This is a genomic window from Streptomyces rubradiris (genome assembly GCF_016860525.1).
In the GTDB taxonomy this organism is placed as follows: domain Bacteria; phylum Actinomycetota; class Actinomycetes; order Streptomycetales; family Streptomycetaceae; genus Streptomyces; species Streptomyces rubradiris.
Window position 1 is genome coordinate 766681 of record NZ_BNEA01000015.1, and the last position, 17288, is coordinate 783968.

Annotated in this window: 12 protein-coding genes; 3 read left to right on the forward strand and 9 right to left on the reverse strand. The window is 73.3% G+C overall.

Annotated elements, in window-relative coordinates; translation table 11 throughout:
* Positions 1–44: 44 nt before the first annotated feature.
* From Srubr_RS16745 to Srubr_RS16755, 3 genes are all read right to left on the reverse strand, one after another.
* Positions 45–1376, reverse strand: coding sequence for a wax ester/triacylglycerol synthase family O-acyltransferase (locus Srubr_RS16745; protein WP_189989290.1), 1332 nt, complete (start codon positions 1374–1376; stop codon positions 45–47).
* Between the two features lie 23 nt (positions 1377–1399).
* Entirely contained in the window at positions 1400–3721 is a 2322-nt protein-coding gene (locus tag Srubr_RS16750; RefSeq protein WP_189989292.1) for a GH92 family glycosyl hydrolase, read from the reverse strand.
* 152 nt (positions 3722–3873) lie between these two features.
* Positions 3874–4599, reverse strand: a complete 726-nt coding sequence (locus Srubr_RS16755; protein WP_189989293.1) for a (2Fe-2S)-binding protein — start codon at positions 4597–4599, stop codon at positions 3874–3876.
* A gap of 219 nt (positions 4600–4818) precedes the next feature.
* Between Srubr_RS16755 and Srubr_RS16760 the strand changes: the two genes are divergently transcribed.
* Positions 4819–6165: a DMT family transporter gene (locus Srubr_RS16760; protein ID WP_189989296.1), complete on the forward strand. Its 1347-nt coding sequence runs from the start codon at positions 4819–4821 to the stop codon at positions 6163–6165.
* Here the strand turns inward: Srubr_RS16760 and Srubr_RS16765 are convergent.
* A complete protein-coding gene (locus Srubr_RS16765; RefSeq protein ID WP_189989298.1) occupies positions 6135–7397 on the reverse strand; it encodes a transglycosylase family protein in 1263 nt (420 codons plus the stop codon). The genes Srubr_RS16760 and Srubr_RS16765 overlap by 31 nt on opposite strands.
* Before the next feature lie 272 nt (positions 7398–7669).
* On the opposite strand from Srubr_RS16765, the gene gndA reads away from it, so the two are divergent.
* Entirely contained in the window at positions 7670–9109 is a 1440-nt protein-coding gene (gene gndA / locus Srubr_RS16770; RefSeq protein ID WP_189989300.1) for an NADP-dependent phosphogluconate dehydrogenase, read from the forward strand.
* A 583-nt stretch (positions 9110–9692) separates the two neighbouring features.
* On the opposite strand, the gene Srubr_RS16775 is transcribed toward gndA, so the two are convergent.
* A complete protein-coding gene (locus Srubr_RS16775; RefSeq protein ID WP_189989302.1) occupies positions 9693–10484 on the reverse strand; it encodes an alpha/beta fold hydrolase in 792 nt (263 codons plus the stop codon).
* A 51-nt stretch (positions 10485–10535) separates the two neighbouring features.
* Positions 10536–11159 carry a LysE family translocator gene (locus Srubr_RS16780; RefSeq protein ID WP_189989304.1) on the reverse strand — a complete coding sequence of 208 codons (624 nt, stop codon included), beginning with the start codon at positions 11157–11159 and terminating at the stop codon, positions 10536–10538.
* Positions 11160–11268: 109 nt separating this feature from the next.
* On the opposite strand from Srubr_RS16780, the gene Srubr_RS16785 reads away from it, so the two are divergent.
* A complete protein-coding gene (locus Srubr_RS16785) occupies positions 11269–12213 on the forward strand; it encodes a LysR family transcriptional regulator (RefSeq protein WP_189989306.1) in 945 nt (314 codons plus the stop codon).
* Between the two features lie 23 nt (positions 12214–12236).
* Here Srubr_RS16785 and Srubr_RS16790 read toward each other — a convergent pair whose 3' ends face one another.
* The 3 genes from Srubr_RS16790 to Srubr_RS16800 all read right to left on the reverse strand — a co-directional run bounded on the left by Srubr_RS16790 (position 12237) and on the right by Srubr_RS16800 (position 17259).
* Complete coding sequence (locus Srubr_RS16790) at positions 12237–12746, reverse strand: hypothetical protein (protein WP_189989307.1); 510 nt, start codon at positions 12744–12746, stop codon at positions 12237–12239.
* Positions 12747–12879: 133 nt separating this feature from the next.
* Positions 12880–13299 carry an aspartate 1-decarboxylase gene (gene panD / locus Srubr_RS16795; RefSeq protein ID WP_189989309.1) on the reverse strand — a complete coding sequence of 140 codons (420 nt, stop codon included), beginning with the start codon at positions 13297–13299 and terminating at the stop codon, positions 12880–12882.
* An 864-nt stretch (positions 13300–14163) separates the two neighbouring features.
* A complete protein-coding gene (locus tag Srubr_RS16800; protein ID WP_189989311.1) occupies positions 14164–17259 on the reverse strand; it encodes a pPIWI_RE module domain-containing protein in 3096 nt (1031 codons plus the stop codon).
* Positions 17260–17288 lie beyond the last annotated feature (29 nt).

Consider the following 17288-nt stretch of genomic DNA (forward strand, 5'->3'; position numbering starts at 1 on the left):
CCAAGCGGTGCGCGTCGGGACCGGAGGCCGCCGGGGGCCGGTGCTCAGCGGTCGCAGACCGACAGCAGGGTCGCCACCTCCGCCGACACCGCCCGCGCGAGCCGCTCCAGGTCCGGTACGGCCCGCGCGTCGGCGACCAGCCCGTAGTGCACGCGCCCGCGGTACGTGGAGATCGCGACCGCGAGGGCCTGGCCGGGGGCGAGCGGGGCCAGCGGATACACCTCGGTCAGCTCCTGGCCGCCGAGCCGGAGCCCGAAGCCGGGCAGCGGCACGCTGGTGACCAGGATGTCGAACCACAGCCGGGCCGCCTGGCCGACCAGCGGCCCGCCGAGCCGGTGGGCGAGGGCCGGGACGTGGTCGGCGAGCAGGGCCACCGCGCCGGCGCCCCGGTCGGGCCCCGCGTCCTTGTTGCGGACCATCGCGGTGCGCACGGTGCGCAGCCGGCCGAGCGGGTCGCTCTCGTGCACCGGGAGCCGTATCAGATAACCGGAGAGCCGGTTGCCCTGCGGCTGGGCGGCGTGCGGCCGGCGCCGGGACACCGGGATCAGGGCGCGGGGCGCCACGCCCTCGCTGCCGTCGCCGCGCTCGTCCAGCCAGCGGCGCAGGGCACCGGCGACGACGGCGATGAGGACGTCGTTGACCGTGCCTCCGGCGCTCTTGCGCACCCGGTGCACCTCGTCGATGTCGAGGACGACCCCGGCGACGCGGCGGGTGCCGCTGGGCTCGGCGGTGAGCGCGGCGCACGGGCGCATGCCGAGGGTGGACCGGGCCAGCGAGGCGCCGATGTCCAGCGCCCGGCCCATGTCGGTGAGCACCCCCCGGACCAGCCCGGGGACCCGCGCGGGCAGCCGGCGCGCGTCGGGCAGCGGGCCGCGCGGCGGCTCGACGACGCGGGGCGCGCGCTCGGGCAGGCCGACGGGGTCCAGGATGCCGGCGGCGAGCTTCAGGGCGCGCAACCCGTCGGCGAGGGCGTGGTGGAACTTGAAGAGCACCGCGAAGGAGACCCCGTCGGCGCCGGGCAGCACATGCGCCTCCCACGGTGGCCGGCCGCGCTCCAGCGGGCGCTGCATCAGCCGGCCGGCGGCCGCGTGGAAGTCGTCGGCGGGGGCGTGCAGCCGGACGTGGTCGAGGGGGTCGAAGCGCGGGTCGGTCTCGCGGGCGGCGCCGCCGAAGGCGAGCGGCTGCCACAGGTCGCGGATGCGCAGGCGCAGCCCGGGGACGGCGGCGGCGCGGGCGGCGAGCAGGTCGGCGGCGTGCGCCCCGGCGGTCGGCGAGTGCGCGCCGAAGATCCCGAGCGCGCCGAGGTGCATCGGGTGCCGGTCGGTCTCCATGTTCCAGAAGGCCAGGTCCAAAGGAGCGAGCAGGTCGGAAGTCACGGGCTTGCCTCACGCGTCGGCGGTCATTTCAGGACGGGCGGCGCCGCTTCGGGTGCGGTGCCCCACGCCGACGGGCGCGGGCCGACCGTGAAGGCGAGGGAGCGCAGGGAGCGCAGCGCGCCCGTCGTCAGATAGGTCCGGTCGTGCGGGGTGCCGTCGGCGCGTACCGCCTGGACGTAGCGATCGGTGGCCGAGGTGCCGGGCGCCGTCACGGTCAGCCGGCCGCTCGGCCAGTGACGGCGGTCCAGGGCCAGGTCGACCCGGTCGAACACGGGGGTGGTCAGGCCCCAGGTTCCGTAGCCGGGCTGGACCGGGAAGAGCCCGATGGCCGACAGCACGTGCCAGGCGGACATGGTGCCCAGGTCGTCGTTGCCGGTGAGGCCCTCGGGGCTGTCGGTGAACAGGGTCAGCGCCGCGTGCACCACGTCCGTCGTCTTCCAGGGCCGGCCGGTGGAGAGGTAGGTGTAGGGCGCGATGAGGTCCGGCTCGTTCATCGGGTTGTAGACCGCGGCGTTGTAGTAGGCGTACGGGTCGCCGTGCACCCACACCTCGCGCGCGGTCCTCTCCGGGTCGGCGAGCAGCCGGTCGTAGGCGAAGAAGGCGTCGAGGCGGGCGTCGGCCGCGCCCCTGCCGCCGATCAGCCCGACCAGGCCGGGCACGTCCTGCGGGACGAGCCACTGGTACTGCCAGGCCGTGCCCTCGTGGAAGCCGCTGCCGCGGGCCGGGTCGGCCGGGCCGGCGAAGGCGCCGGAGGCGTCCCGGGCGCGGAAGAAGCCGGTGGCAGGGTCGAAGATGTTGCGGTAGTTGCGCGAACGGGCGGCGTAGCGGGCGGCGTCCTCGTGGTGCCCGAGGCCGCGGGCCATCTGCGCCAGCATGGCGTCGGCGAGCGCGTACTCCAGGGTGACCGAGGCGCCGTAGTGGAAGTCGGAGTCGCCCATCTTGGCGTACGGGCGGTCCTTGACCCAGGGCGCGAAGCCGCGCGCGATGTACTCGGCGTTGGCCTCCCGGCCGACGCCCGGGTGGGCGGCGGGCGGCACGCCGTCGGCGTTCTCGCGCAGCGCCCGGTAGGCCCGCTCCTCGAAGCCCTTCAGCAGGCCCGAGTGGTAGGCGGTGGTCAGGAAGGGGGTGACCGGGTCGCCGGTCATGATGTTGGTCTCGACCGGGCCGTAGCCCCACTTGGGCAGCCAGCCGCCGTCCTCGGCGACCGCGACCACCGACCGGGCCATGTCCCGGGCCTCGCGCGGCGCGAGCAGGGCGAGCAGCTGGGCCTGGGTGCGGTAGGTGTCCCACAGCGACCAGTTCTGGTAGTAGGTGAACCCCCGGGCGCGGTGGACGCGGCGGTCCCAGCCGAAGTAGCGGCCGTCGGCGTCGCCGCCGATGTTGGGCGCCAGGTACGACCGGTAGAGCGAGGAGTAGAAGGTCCGGCGCAGCGCGGGCGTGCCGCCCCGCACCCGGACGGCGGTCAGCCGCCCCTCCCACTCCTCGCGGGCCCGGCGGCGCACGGTGTCGAAGGAGCGGCCGCCCTCGGCGCGCAGGTTGGTCGCGGCGCCGCGCGCGTCCACGTACGACAGCGCGGTGGTCGCCTCGACCACGCGGTCGCCGGTGGTGTCGAAGCGGACGTAGGCGCCGTCGGCTCCGGTGCGGGCGCCGGGGGTGACGGTGCGGCCGTCCCAGGTGCCGTAGGCGGTGAAGGGCCGGCTGAAGCGGGTGATCGTGTGGACGGTGTAGGGGCCGGTGTCCCGGCAGAAGCCGTGGCCGGTGATCTCGGTGCGCACGGTGCGGTCGTCAAGGATCTCCACCGCGCTGCGCACCGGCTTGTGCAGCGCCTGGGCCGCGTTCAGCAGGATGTTGGCCTTGCCGGTGGCCGGGAAGGTGTAGCGCTGCACGCCGGTACGGGCGGTGGCGGTCAGCTCGGCGCTGATGCCGGAGGCGAGGCCGACCCGGTAGTAGCCGGGGCTCGCCTCCTCGTCGTCGTGCGAGAAGGCCGCCGCGTACCGGGCGTAGTCCGTCTGGGTGACGTCGCCGGTGGTGGGCAGCACGGGGAGGTCGCCGCCGATGCGGCAGCCGACCCCCGAGAGGTGGACCAGGGAGAAGCCGCGGATACGGTTCTGCGCGTAGTCGTAGCCGGTGGTGTGCCCGGTGTCCGGGGAGAGCTGCACCATGCCGAAGGGCACGGCCGCGCCGGGGAAGGTGTTGCCCTCGTTCCGGCTGCCGATGAACGGGTTGACCAGCTCGGTGAGGCGGTCGCCGGGCGGCTCCCCGGCCCGTGCGGCGGGGGTGGCGATCAGCGCCGAGGCTGCCATCACCCCGGCCATGCACCAGCGCGTGCGCCGGGTCCCTCTCATATCGGTGACCTCCGCGGGTTGGACATCGTTGCCTGCATCCTGAAGGCCGCGAGGCACGAACCCGGGCATTCAGGGTGATTGGCGTGCGACGCGTCGCACCGAGGGGGCTCTCGTCGAGGGCGGAACGCCGGGTAGGGGGTGCGGGAGAGCGGTCAGCCCGGTGGGCGGGTGTGGCAGCAGTCGCCGCAGAGTCCGCCGCCGGGCACCCGGTAGTACAGGCAGCAGCTGCGGCGCCGGAAGGACGCGCCGGTGCGCACTCCGGTGGCGTCGAGCAGCGGATGGGCGAACAGTTCGCCGGTGAGGGCGCGGGTGCGGGCCGCCACGTCGGCACGGCCGTGGGCGCGGGCCCAGCGGCCCAGTTCCCGGGCGGTCGCGGCCAGCGCGGAGCCCGCGTTGCCCCACAGCAGGCCGGCCGCGACGCCGTAGCGGGCCCGCAGCACCGCCGTCAGGGGCTCCAGATGGCCGTGCAGCACGGTGGCGGCCAGCGTGGCCGCGTCCCCGGGCAGGGCGCGCACCTCGGTGAGCCACAGATCGTCGGGGGCGGTGGCGTCCACGTCCCAGCGCAGCAGGCGCGGGTCCAGGTCTGGCAACCGGCCGTACAGCACGGCGCAGCCCAGGGCCGCCGACCACAGCCGGGCGGCCAGCCCCTGCTGGGCGAGGGAGGCGGCCACCCGGGGCTCGGCGGTCCGCAGCCGCTCCCCCACCACCGCGACTCGCGCGGCGACCGGATCCCGGCCGGACGGCGGCACCCGCGCGTAGCCGTCCGCGAGGGCCGGGAGCCGCCACGGACCGGCGGCGCCGGGCGGGCCGGGGAGGGTGCGCAGCACGAAGAAGCCGCCGAGCGGGCGGAGTGCGGCGAGATCGCGGTCGAGATCCACGACAGCACTCCTACCAGGCGCGTCGCCGAAGCGGTGCGGCGGGTGCCCGCCCGGCGTCAGGCCGCCAAGGGATGGGCGGCACGTCGGCATACTGCGAAAGCAGTAGGCGGCATTGCGCTCAGGGACGACGACGGGCGGATCACGAGCGGGCAGAGTGTCGACCATGGAAGCCGATCGCATACGGGCCCGGGACACCCACCGCCCCCAGAGGAGACGCCGATGAGCGCCCTGGCGTTATCCGTGCTCCTGTCGGTCGTCTCCGCCCTGGCCTACGCGGGCGGAGCGATCATGCAGGAGCGGGTGGCGGTGTCCTCCGCCGGCAGCGCACCGGTGCGCCGGCCGGGCTGGTGGGGGGCGCTCGCGCTCAACGGCCTCGGCGGTGTGCTGCACGTCGTGGCCCTGGCCTACGGGCCGCTCAGCCTGGTCCAGCCGCTCGGCGCGCTGACCATCGTCTTCGCCCTGCCCATGGCGGCGCTGTGGGTAGGCCGCCGGGCGGGGGCGACCGCCTGGCGCGGCGCGCTCATGGCCACGGCCGGCCTCGCCGGTCTGCTGTCGCTGGTCGGCTCCTCCGCCACGCACTCCCTGACCGCCGGGCAGCGGCTGGCCGTCGCGCCGGCCACCGGCGCGGCGGTGGCGGCGCTGGCCGTCGCCGGGCTGGCCGTGCACCGGCACCCGGCGGTGCGCAGCGTGCTGCTCGCCACCGCCTCCGGCGTCGCCTTCGGCATGTCGTCGGTGTTCACCAAGACCGTGGCCGTGGACTGGACCCACGGCATCGACCTGGGCGCGCTGCCCTCGCTCGGGGTGATCGGCGCGTTCTCGGTCGCCGGTGTCCTGCTGTCCCAGCTGTCCTACCGGCACGGCGGGCTCGCCGCCCCGCTGGCCACTCTGACCGTGGTCAATCCGGTGCTGGCCGCCGCGGTCGGCGTCCTGATGTTCGGCGAGACCTTCCGCCACGGCACCGCGGGCATGGTACTCGCCCTGGGCTGCGGGGTGGTGGCGGCGGGCGGCCTGATCATGCTGACGACGGAACGGCTGGAGCACGGGGAGGCGCCGGAGTCGCCGGGGCCGGCCCCGGCGGACCCACCGGCGGAGCCGACGCCGGCCTCCCCGACCGGCCCAGCGGTGTCTCCGGCCGCCACGGGGCCGGCCCTCGTCGCCCGGGAGCCCCGCCCCGTAGTGCCACGGCAGCGTGGGGCGGCGGACACCGGAACGGACCGGGCCGGGAGCCCGGTGCCGCGCGAGCCCGGCCCGGCCGGGAGCGGAACGCGAGCCGGAAGCGGAACGGAGACCGGGAGCACGACGGAGAGCGAAACCGGAACGGAGGCTGGTGGCGTCGGCCCGCCGGCCGACGGCGTGGCCCCGGCTCCGTACGTCCCGTCGGCCGACGCCGCGTCCCCGGACCCGTACCTCCCACCGGGCGACGGCACGCACCCCGCGCCGTACGCCCCGCTGTCCGTGCGCTCCCACGTGCCGGCCGTGCCGCCGGTGCCGGTGCCACTGTCGGTGCCGGTCCCGCTGTCGGTGCCGTGCCCCCGTCAGATGGCGACGCCGCCGGCCCGGAGGTAGGCGAGCGGGTCGACGTCCGACCCGAATTCGGGCCCCGTCCGCACCTCGAAGTGCAGGTGCGGGCCCGTGACGTTGCCCGTGGAGCCGGAGCGGCCGATGCGCCGGCCGGCGGTGACGTCCTGGCCGGCCCGCACGGAGATGGCGGACAGGTGGGCGTACTGGGTGTAGCGGCCGTCGGCGTGCCGCAGCACGACCTGGTAGCCGTACGAACCGCCCCAGCCCGCGGCCACCACCCGGCCGGCCGCCACCGCCCGCACGGAAGTCCCGGTCGGCACGGGGAAGTCCACGCCGGTGTGGTAGCCCTTCGACCAGTGCGAGCCGGCCACGTGGTAGCCGGTGCCGACGGAGGCGGTCACCGGGGCGACGCGCGTGTGGTGGGCCGGAGGCGGGGCGTGGTGGGTACCGGCATGCTCCGAAGGGGCCTGGCGCTTCCGGGACTTGTCCGAAGGAGCCTGGCGTTTCCGTGACTTGGCAGGCTCGGAAGCCTCGGGGGGTGTGCTCCGGGTCCGGGCGCCGTTCAGGCCGAGCCGCTGGCCCGGCAGGATCAGGTCGGGATCGGAGCCGATCGTGGCACGGTTGCCCGCGTACAGGGCCCGCCAGCCGCCGGGCACGCGCTGCTCGCCGGCGATGCCGGAGAGGGTGTCACCGCGCACCACGGTGTACATCTCGGCCCGGCCCGCGCGGGACTGCGGGGTGGTCTGCGGACGGACGTCCCTGACGGAGGAGGCCGGCTGCGCACCGGTCCGCACCGGGTGGGTGGCCGCGGAGCGGGTGTGCGCCGAGTGGGTGGCCGAGGAGTCGGTCTGCGCCGGGGGTGTGGTCGCGGAGTCGGTGTGCGCGCCGGCCGTGCCGCCGCCCCTGATCAGCCCGGCGCGGGGCGCGCACGCCGGCCAGGCGCCGGGCCCCTGTCCGTCCAGCACCTTCTCGGCGACGGCGATCTGCTCGTCCCGGGTGGCCAGGTCGGCGCGCGGCGCGTAGCGGGTGCCGCCGTACGCCTCCCAGGTGGACCGGGTGAACTGCAGCCCGCCGTAGTAGCCGTTGCCGGTGTTGACGCTCCAGTTTCCGCTGGACTCGCAGGCGGCGACCTTGTTCCAGGTGGCCGCGTCGGCGGCGTGCGCGGTGCCGGCGGCGACCAGCGGGATGGCGAGGCCGGCGCCGCTCGCCGTGACGGTGAGCGAGGCGCGGTTGATCCTGTTCGGCTGGTACCGGCGGTGCCGGCCGCGTGCGGCCATGTCCGAATTCCCCTCGGCATGCGTCAGGAGGGGCAAAGGTAAGCACCACGAACTGGCCATGACAAGGCAGGGAATCGGCCTGCCGCACGGCTCAAGTGGCCGGGAAACAGCTCTTGTCGAGCCGGGCCGCGACCGGTGGCCGAGGCAGGGCGCTCGCGACGCGTACCGGAATGTGGCGGGTCACCAACACGTTCGCCGTCACAGCACGTCAGGATAAGCAGGGCCCCGTACTGACGGAGCCGTAGACATGAGGCAACCAGGGAGCAGGCGGTATGAGCACTTCAGCGCAGATCGGTGTCACGGGCCTCGCGGTGATGGGCCGCAACCTCGCACGGAACTTCGCGCGCAACGGCTACACGGTCGCCGTGCACAACCGTACGGTGTCGCGTACGAAGGCGCTGGTGGAGGAGTTCGGGCAGGAGGGCGACTTCGTCGCGGCCGAGACCGCCGAGGAGTTCGTGGCGGCGCTGGAGCGCCCCCGCCGTCTGGTCGTCATGGTCAAGGCGGGCGAGCCGACGGACGCGGTGATCCAGGAGTTCGCCCCGCTGCTGGAGCCCGGTGACATGATCATCGACGGGGGCAACGCACACTTCGCGGACACCCGGCGCCGGGAGCGGGAGCTGCGCGAGCGGGGCATCCACTTCGTCGGCGCGGGCATCTCCGGCGGCGAGGAGGGCGCGCTGCACGGACCGAGCATCATGCCGGGCGGGTCCGTGGAGTCGTACCAGTCGCTGGGCCCGATGCTGGAGAAGATCTCGGCGAAGGCCGCGGACGGCGCGCCGTGCGTGACGCACGTGGGCCCCGACGGTGCCGGGCACTTCGTGAAGATGGTCCACAACGGCATCGAGTACGCCGACATGCAGCTGATCGGGGAGGCGTACCAGCTGCTGCGCGATGTCGCCGGGTACTCCCCCGCGCAGATCGCGGACATCTTCCGCACCTGGAACACGGGCCGGCTGGACTCGTACCTGATCGAGATCACCGCCGAGGTGCTGTCCCACGTGGACGCGGCCACCGGCAAGCCGTTCGTGGACGTGGTGGTGGACCAGGCCGAGCAGAAGGGCACCGGCCGCTGGACCGTGCAGATCGCGCTGGACCTGGGCGTCCCGGTGTCCGGCATCGCCGAGGCGGTGTTCGCCCGGTCCCTGTCCGGGCACGCGGCGCTGCGGTCCGCCTCGCGGGACCTGGCCGGACCGCAGCCCTCCGCGCTGAGCGAACCGGAGGCCGCCGCCTTCGCCGACCGGGTGGAACAGGCGCTGTACGCCTCCAAGATCGTGTCGTACACCCAGGGCTTCCACGAGATCGCGGCCGGCAGCGAGGAGTACGGCTGGGACATCGACCTCGGCGCGGTGGCCTCCATCTGGCGGGGCGGCTGCATCATCCGCGCCGCTTTCCTGGACCGCATCCGCGCGGCCTACGACGCCCGGCCCGACCTGCCGAGCCTGCTCTCGGACGAGACGTTCGCCCGCGAGATCGCCGACGCGCAGGACGACTGGCGGGAGGTGCAGATCGCGGCGGTACGGCAGGGAGTGGCGACGCCCGGCTTCGCGGCGGCCCTGGCGTACTACGACGGCCTGCGCTCCCCGCGCCTGCCAGCGGCGCTGACCCAGGGCCAGCGGGACTTCTTCGGCGCGCACACCTACCGCAGGGTGGACCGCGAGGGGGCGTTCCACACGCTGTGGGGCGGGGACCGCGGCGAGGTCACGGCATAGGCGGGCGGTGGTTCCCCGTGCCCCGGGGACGCTGTCCGGGGCACGGGGACTGGGCACACGGGGACGGGGCATGGGGCACTCCCGGGCCGCGACTACGGGTGTGCCGGTGGCTGGGCGGGCGGTTCCCCGTGCGCTCCCCCTCACTCGGTGGTGCTCAGGTGAGGGGAGGGCCCGGTTCGGGGTTCGGCACCGGTTCCGGGCCCGGGGGGATGGGGGACGGGGACGGTTCCGGCGGGCCCGGGTGGGGCGGTGCCGGAGGCGGTGTGGGACCGGGGCCCGGCGGGGGCGGGGTCGGCTGCGGGACCGGCTCGGGCGGCGGCACCGGGGTGGGGTAGGGGTCCGGCGGAGTCGGGCTCGGGCCCGGACCGGGTGCCGGGCCGGGCGGGACGGGGTCGGGCGGGACCGGGTCGGGGTGCGGGTTGGTCATCGTGTCCTCCGGGCTGTCACGGGACGTCGCCTCTGGACTACTCCCCCGCCTACCCGGTGCCCGCGCGGCCACTCACCCGACGGCGGCACCGGACGGACCCGGCCCCGTGCCGGCGCGGCCCTGCCTCGGGGTGACGGGCTCGCCTCCGGGCGCGCGTCACCGCTTGTGCGCGGTGGTGAGGAAGTCCAGGACGAGCCGCCCGGCGTGGGTGCGGAACTCCTCGAAGTAGGCGTGCCGGGCACCGGGGATCAGGTGCAGCCGGGCGCCGGGGATGCGGTCGGCGAGCAGGGGCGCGTTGGCGGTGGGATTGAGCAGGTCGTCGCTGCCGTGGACGACCAGGGTGGGCGCGCTGATGGCCGGCAGGAGGTCCCAGGCGTCGTGCCGGTCGCCGGCCGCGAGGTGGTGGCGCCGGGCGTGGACGGGCATGCCGGGGTCTCCGAGGGTGTGGTGCGGGATGGGGTGGGAGGCCAGCCATCCAGGGGTGTACATCAGCTCCAGCAGGGCCTGTCGCGCGGCTCCGGGCCGAGGCCGCGTCAGGGCCCGGCGGACGTCGGCGCCGCGTTCGACGCCGTGCGGGCCGCCGGGTGAGGTGCAGCCGAGGACCAGGGCGCCCACCCGGTGGGGGTGGCGGGCCGCGAGTTGCTGGGCCACCCGTCCGCCCATGGACGTGCCGTAGACGTCGGCCCGGTCGATGCCGAGTTCGTCGAGGACGGCGATGACGTCCTGGGCGAACAGCTCGGTGCTGTAGGGGGCGTCGGGCTTGTCACTGTCGCCGGTGCCCCGGTAGTCGAGCGTGAGGGTGCTGCGGGCGGGGTGGAAGTCGGCGCGTACGGTGTCCCACCAGTGGTGGCTGTTGGCCTGGCCCGCCAGCAGGACCAGCGGCGGCGCCCCCCGGCCCCGGAGCTGGTAGGCGATGCGGGTTCCGTCCGGCGTCGTGGCGTAGGTCATCGGCTTCTTCCTCGTCTCCCGTGCGGTGGGCGAAGTACTCGCGTCCGGTCCTCAGACACCCGCTGTCACCGCGGCGCCCAGCCCCAGCAGGACGGCGCCGGTGGTCACGCTGAGTCCCCGCAGGACGGCCGGCCGCGACACCAGGGCGCGCCCCCGGCCGACGGCCCAGGTGAGCAGCGTGTACCAGGAGGCGCTGACGAGCGCCCACAGGGCTCCCAGGGCGACGGTCGACAGGAACACCGGGCCGTCGGAGGTCACGAACTGGGGCAGCACCGAGACGGCGAACACGCCCGCCTTGGGGTTGCCGAGGTTGGTGCTCAGGCCGGTGAGGTATCCGCCCGCGAAGCCGCTGCGGCCCCCTTCGTCGCGGGGCGGGCGGGCGGAGCCGGTGGTGAGCGCGGTCCGCAGCGTCTTCAGCCCGAGGATCATCAGCACGACGCCGCCCGCGATCCGGAGCACGGCGTACGCGGTGGGGCTGGCCAGCAGGACGGCGGACAGCCCGGCCGCGGCGGCCGTGGACCACAGCAGGAAGCCGCTGGCATTGCCCGCGAGCGTGCCCCGGAGCGTATGCCGGCGGCCTTCCAGGGCCTGCCGGATCATCAGGGCCTGGCTCGCGCCTGGCAGCATCGCCAGCAGCAGGGTGGTGACGAGGAAAGCGGGCACATGCGTGGGCATGGGAAAAGAACCCTTCCGGGGACCGTGTCCGATGGGTGTGCCCCCACCCTTCCCCTCCCGCGCTCGTAAGAGAAGTTAAAAGAGAGGGGTGCAGCGTTAGGATCGGTGAATGGTGGTGGATCCGGGACAGCTGCGGCTTCTCGCGTTGATCGAGCGGCACGGCTCCCTGACGGCGGCGGCTCGCGCACTGCACCTCACGCCCGCCGCGGTCACCCAGCAGGTGGCCAAGGCCGAGCGGGACTGGCAGGTGCCGCTGGTCGTGCGGGGGCCTCGCGGGGCCTCGCTCACCGCGGCCGGTGAGCTGCTGGCCTCGCACGGCCGGACCGTGGAGGAGGCGGCGGACAGGGCGCAGGCGGAACTGGCCGCGCTGCTCGGTCACCTCTCGCTGCGGCTGCGCATCGGGACGTTCCAGGCGGCCGCCCTGCACCTGCTGCCACCGGCCCTGACGGCGCTGCGCCACCGCCACCCGGACGCCGATGTCTCGGTCGTGGACGTGGTGTCGGGACGCGGGGCGGACGAGATCGGCGCGGGACGCCTGGACGTGGCCATCGTCGCGTCCTGGGGCACGCCGCTCGCGCCGCCCCCGCACATACGGGCCCACCCGCTCCTGCTGGACCCGATGGTCGTGGTGCTCCCCGACGACCATCCCCTGGCCACCGGGCAGCCCGCGGACACCGAACTCCGCCTGGAACAGCTGCGCGACGAGTCGTGGGTTTCCATCCTGGCCGGCCACGCCGCCCGCGAACAGTTCCACGACGCGGCCCGCGAGGCCGGCTTCACTCCCACCGTGCGGTTCGAGACGGAGTCCTACGACGTCGCCCAGGCCCTCGTCGGCACGGGCATCGCGGTGGCCCTGGTCTCACGCCTGGCCCTGACCCACGCGCCCGGCACCACCCATCGCGAACTGGCCCGCCCCAGGCCCTACCGCCAGCTCTACGCCGTGACCAAGGCCGACGCCGGCCTCACCCCGCTCGCGGACCTGCTCATCGGCCTCCTACGCGATGTCGCCCGCGACATCACCGCCTCCTGGGAGGCGAGCTCCCGTTCGGCCTGAGCCCACGGGACCACCGGCCGGTGTCAGGCCGGTGCGTCCGTGCGCCCGGCTGGAAGACCGGGATGCCGTGCCAGCCGCGAGGCTTCGGCCGTGACCTCGGCGTCGACCTGTGCCGGTGTCGCGTCGCCGTATTCGAGGAGGTCGTACGCGTCGTCCAGCTCGGCGAGCCGCTCGGCCAGCGGCAGTTCGTGCCCGAACCGCCGGTGGATCCGGAAGGCCAGCTCCCGCGGCGTCAGCTCGCCGGCCAGCATCCGGGCGGCAAGCGCTCGTACGGCGGCCTCCTGGCCGGCAACACTGCCCACCGCGGGGAAGGTGAGGCCCAGCTCATCGAGTGCCGGGGGCAGGAGGCCGGGAACGTCGTGATCCGCCTCCGCGCGGGTGCACGCCGCCAACATCCGCAGGGCGGGGCCGTCCAGGCCGGCGACGAGTGCGTCACAGGCGGCGGTGACGACGTCGGTGGCGCGGATCTCACCCACGCTCCACAGAGCGGCACGGTCCTGAAGCCGGCGGGCGGCTGATTCGGTCGACGGCATCTGATCATGATCCCGTCGGTGGGCTGACCAGGTCGAGCGGGTTTCGCGGGCGGGCTGGACGGTCGTGTGGACGGCGGACAGGGCGTGCGGTCTCGATCAGGCGCCGCACGCCCCTGGACCACCGGTCAGCCGGTCAGCCTCCTACGGCCTGCGGGCTGCGCTGCTGGTCCGAGCCGGGCACCGGCTCGGACGGGTCGGCGCCGAGGGACACGATCCGGTTGCCGGCGTCGACATGCACGACCCGGGGCCGCAGCTCACGGGCCTCCGCGTCGGTGACCTGCGCATAGCTGATGATGATCACCAGGTCACCGGGGTGGACGAGATGGGCCGCCGCCCCGTTGATCCCGACGACCCCCGAGCCGCGCTCCCCCTCGATGACGTACGTCTCCAGCCGGGCACCGTTGGTGACGTCCACGATGTGCACCAGTTCCCCGGGCAGCAGATCGGCGGCGTCGAGGAGATCGGCGTCGATGGTCACCGATCCCACGTAGTGCAGGTCGGCCTGGGTGACGGTGGCGCGGTGGATCTTGGACTTGAACATGGTACGAAACACGAAGAAACTCCCGAAATGTCTGCTCCCTGCCCACTTCACGCAGGTCAAGGGCGGTTCCCGGAGCCTACAACCATTCGCACGTTCGGTCAGCTCTCTCCAGGTCTTTCAGGACTCATGCTGACCACTTGCCGACTTTCCTGACGCATCGTCAAGCCACGGCAGGAGGTCTTCGCCAGCCCTCCCGGCATTCCCATCGTCAGGGCCCTCCACACCTGACCGGCCTGTAGGCTGCGACGCCCGAACACGTGGGTCCGACGCTGGCAAAGGCACTGTTGCACCTCGGCGACTCCATCACCGCCGACCACATCTCCCCCGCCGGACGCATCCCCGCCCACAGCGCCGCCGGCCGCTGGCCGACCGAGCGGGGCGCGTCGCCCGCCGGGACCTCAACCAGTACTCCATCCGCCGCATCAACCACGAGGTCATGCTGCGTGGCGCCTTCACCAACCCTGCCGTCACCAACCTCCTCCTCGACGACCGGCCCGCTCCGGGCGGCCACACCTACACGGCCGACCGCCCGCGCGTACTGCCCGTCCACGAGGCTGCCCCCCACCTACCGGGAAGCCGGCTACGACCTGGTTAATGTTGACAATGCCCGCGCCCACAGTGCCCGCCCCGCAGGGAGACACACCGGACGATACTTTCGGTCCTGTCCGGCGCTCCCCGTCCGGCTATCCGTCGGCTTCCGACCCCTCGCGCAACCAGAGCGGACAATACGCGGGGACGAATTCGACCCGGATCCGACCGGGGCTACTCGGAGCCGATCAGGGTACATGTCGGCGGCGGCTGAACTCCTCGAGTGATGCCGAGAGAACAGTAGCCCCCTGTTTCGATTCCGAGAGGGCCGAGGTCGGACGGGTCTGCTCAAGTGCCCGCTTCCAGCCTTCTGTCAGCACCCCAGGCCTCATCGTGCAGATCTGGTTCCGCCGACAGCCCTGCCGCGTCCGCGACATCCGGGTCCACTTCGGCCTCATACTCTGCTGCACCACCGGCAGCCTGCTCCCCTGAGCTGTCGCTCTCGTCCTCCTCAGCCGATTCTCCCTCCGCGAACATGGGCAGAACATAAGCCTGAGCGAGCCCAGCCAGGTGAAGAGGCAGTGGTAGAGACAGCGACGCCGGATAGTCCGGTGCTTGACGCAGTTGGTGCATGGCCAGGGCCAGCACCTCCGGCTCGTCGGGCTTCCCCGCCTGATCCGAGAAGTCGTCACTCGCATGACATCCAAGTACCGCGATCTCGACAAGGGCGGGGTTCCAGGCGCCTTTGCCCGCTTGCGAAACGAGGTTACCGGCCGCGGTGACTCTGGTGGCGAGCCTGTCGAGTGCAGGAGAGACCGGCTGGGATCCGGGGCGTTCCGTGGTGCTGTAGAACACCCTCTCGTCTGGCGAGCGCTGACCATCGCCGCTGATGTCCGCCGCCCAGAATCCGGCCGGCTGCCCATTCGGCTCGCCCTTCTCCGCCAGGCCCCACCACTGGGCGGTCTCCCTCCCCGTCCGCCCGCGTACGCGCACCAGGCGGAGCTCGTCGTCGAGCCGTCCCGCGGGCGCATGTCCCGTCCGGAGGAGGTCCCGGATGACCTGACCATCCTGCAGCCACGGCCAGTGCAGCCTGCTGTTCTGGGCATGAGTGATGAGGGCCGTGGGGCGTCCGCGCAGAGACTGAAGCATCCGCTGCAGGAAGCTTGCGGTCTCCTGGCGCTGCTGAGCCAGGTTGGCACGCCACTGTTTAGGGGTGACCCATCGCGCCTGTGGGCTCGTGCCGTCGCGCTGCCCGGGGATGGCAGGGGACGGCTCCGCGAACTCCTCCGGATCGATCTCGGCCTTTTTCACCAAGCTGAGCAGAAAGCGCGGATAGGGGATCCATTCGCAGGCGTCGTCATCCCACCCGCGGACCAATGCGAGGTCCGTGGCTTCCGGAAGCGGCGTGACGAGCACGGCGACTGGCAGATGCCTGGGCAAGCGGGTGGGGCCGTCCTTGCGCCGCTTCACCATCCACAGCGCGGCGTACTGAAGATCGTTGGGAAGGTCGGCACCGAGCGTGTGCTGGGGCAGTACGCGCACACCGAGCTGCCGCAGTCCGTCCAGCCAGGCATTGTGGGCTCGGTGCTCCAGACTGTCGGCGTTGTCGATCCCGCGTTCCTCGGAGGATGTGACAACGAACTGCGTCAGGAGCCCGGCGTCGGCGCAGCCGAGGCGGATGGCGAACTTCGGGTCCGTCTCGCGGGGTTTGAAGGTGCTACGGTGTGCGATCTCGACCAGGGCGAGTCCGGGGCGAGACGGGTCGGCCCCGTCCCGGCTCAGCCATTCGCGGAGATCGCGTCGGCGCCGCATGATCCCGTCGGCGATGCGCGCTCCCTTTCCCTTGACCACCGCATCGGGGCGCAGCCGGTCACCGAGCCCGTCGGCCAGCGGCAGACAGCGCAACCTCAGGATCAGTTCCGGTGTCTGCCACTCCAACACGACAGGTGAGCCAGGGCGGGCCTCGTCGAAGTCCTGGTCCGTCACCCCGGCGCTGTCCGGGTCGCCGGGACCGTCCAGGCCGAGTGCCTGGGCGAAGGCCGTGACTCCCTGGCGTCGTACCTCGGCGGTCTGCCACAGCAGCCGGGCCTCCACGACAGGACGTCCGGTGTCGGTGGAGTCCAGACCGGTGAGGCGGGAAAGCGCAGCGAGGGCGGTGCGCCGGGCCTGAGCAGCGCGCAGCTCCTCGGCTTTTTTCTCCGCGTCGCCCTTCGGCTTGGCGCGCCGGTTCGCAGGGGCGGCGATGCCGCGTCCCCGACCGCGCACCAGGTCCGGAACGCGCACTACACCTTCGGGCAGCGCCTGCTCCGCCCACGCGGTGAGTTCGGACAGCTGGTGCGTCATAAGGCCCCGGCCCACCTCGTGGACACCCATGCGGGTGCTGTGGACCACGCAGGCGCGTACCCCGGGACCGTCCTTGATCCACTCGGTGGGTTCCGAGAGGAGCTGGTCGATGTCCGGAAAGTGACCGGTGACGCTGAGCGTGCGCAGGATGCCCGCCGGGTCGTTCTCGACCCAGGCGAATCCGTCGGAGTCCCGGTCGCGCCGAAGGCGGGCCAGAGCGTACCGCTCGGTGGCCGGCGCACCGGGCAGCCAGGGGATGCGCGGCCGGAGATAGATGGTGGTCGCCTCACGGTACGGAAGATTCAGACGCTTGGTGTCCGCCCTCGGGTGTGTGGCCCACCGACGTACGCCCCAGTGGAAGTGCAACCGGGGCCGGGGGTCGAACGGGGTGGTGTGCAGGGAGATGTTCAGCACGATGGAGAACCACCATTCCCTGCGCTTGATCGTGCGGCTCAGGGGCTGGGACATCAGCTCGGCCCCCTGGTCGCGGGGGCCTCGGGGGAGCGCGCGGAAGCGGAGCTCACCACCGTCGAAGGGGTACGGATCCAACGTGAGAATCCGGCGCGCGAGCGCGTCGGTCGCGAGCTGGAACTGCCGGGGTTCCGGAGCGGCCGTGCCGCCCTTCGTGGGCGACGCGGCCAGCAACTCCACGCCACGCACCGGTTCCCACCCTGGGAGGTTCTGCTTCAACTCGGCACTACAACGGAGAAGAAGGGAGCGGAAGCCAGGGTCGTCTGCCGCTCCCGTGGGCCCGAGTGTGCGCAGCCAGGCGTCGAGCAGCTTGCCCAGAGTCCCGTCCGGGAGCGGGTCCGGCGCCCCGTCCGGTACGTACATCCAGAAGTCGTCTGGGGGCATGGCCCCTTGGCCCACAGGCGGTTTGGGCCGCGGCCGGACGACGATGTCGGGTGCGAGCGTCTGCAGTACGGCGTCCAGGCGCCGGGTGGGGACGGTCTTGTGCCGCTTGTCCTCGTCACGCCCGTGGTTGTGGAGTTCCAGCAGTCCTTGTTGCCAGTGCTCGGGAAACCGGAGCGCGCGGAAGTCCTCTGTCCAGGCTCCTTCGTCGCTCAGGTGGTAGGCGGCTCTGCGGATCTTCTTGTACATGTGTTCCTCCTTCAGGCGGGATGCGGGAG

Coding starts and splice junctions, on each gene's coding strand:
- Srubr_RS16750 (WP_189989292.1), bottom strand. CDS start 3,721: ATGAGAGGGACCCGGCGCACGCGCTGGTGCATGGCCGGGGTGATGGCA.
- Srubr_RS16760 (WP_189989296.1), top strand. CDS start 4,819: ATGAGCGCCCTGGCGTTATCCGTGCTCCTGTCGGTCGTCTCCGCCCTG.
- Srubr_RS16765 (WP_189989298.1), bottom strand. CDS start 7,397: ATGGCCGCACGCGGCCGGCACCGCCGGTACCAGCCGAACAGGATCAAC.
- gndA (WP_189989300.1), top strand. CDS start 7,670: ATGAGCACTTCAGCGCAGATCGGTGTCACGGGCCTCGCGGTGATGGGC.
- Srubr_RS16775 (WP_189989302.1), bottom strand. CDS start 10,484: ATGACCTACGCCACGACGCCGGACGGAACCCGCATCGCCTACCAGCTC.
- Srubr_RS16780 (WP_189989304.1), bottom strand. CDS start 11,159: ATGCCCACGCATGTGCCCGCTTTCCTCGTCACCACCCTGCTGCTGGCG.
- Srubr_RS16785 (WP_189989306.1), top strand. CDS start 11,269: ATGGTGGTGGATCCGGGACAGCTGCGGCTTCTCGCGTTGATCGAGCGG.
- Srubr_RS16790 (WP_189989307.1), bottom strand. CDS start 12,746: ATGCCGTCGACCGAATCAGCCGCCCGCCGGCTTCAGGACCGTGCCGCT.
- Srubr_RS16800 (WP_189989311.1), bottom strand. CDS start 17,259: ATGTACAAGAAGATCCGCAGAGCCGCCTACCACCTGAGCGACGAAGGA.